Below are 370 nucleotides of genomic sequence, written 5' to 3' on the forward strand. Positions count from 1 at the left end.
GCACTATACGACTTGACTGTGGCGCGAGCCTGCGCAGCGGCCATGTCCCATCATCCGCCGACATGCCGGTCAAAGTCGGCATCCGGCCTGAGCATTTCACCGGCAGGGATGCGGCCGGCGGCACGATCGAGGTGAAGATCGACGTCGTCGAAAATCTTGGCGGCACGCGCTTCCTCTACGGCACGCTGACCACCGGGCAGGCTGTGATCGTCGAGGACCGCTCGGAAACCTCGTTCCGGCCGGGTGAAACCGTGAATGTCGGCTTTCCCGGCGCCAGGGCGCTGGTCTTCGGCGCCGACGGCAACCGCATCCGCGCCGTCGAATCAGCCAGCATCGCGCCGGCAGCCTGATCATGACCGATAATCGCCTC

Annotated in this window: 1 protein-coding gene; it reads left to right on the forward strand. The window is 65.4% G+C overall.

Features of this window, described 5'->3' with window-relative positions:
• A partial coding sequence (locus tag AC1D0P_RS32055) for a TOBE domain-containing protein (protein WP_477680410.1) occupies positions 1-350 on the forward strand: 350 nt, incomplete at its 5' end.
• Positions 351-370 lie beyond the last annotated feature (20 nt).

Source organism: Polaromonas sp. P1_G2 (genome assembly GCF_056405515.1).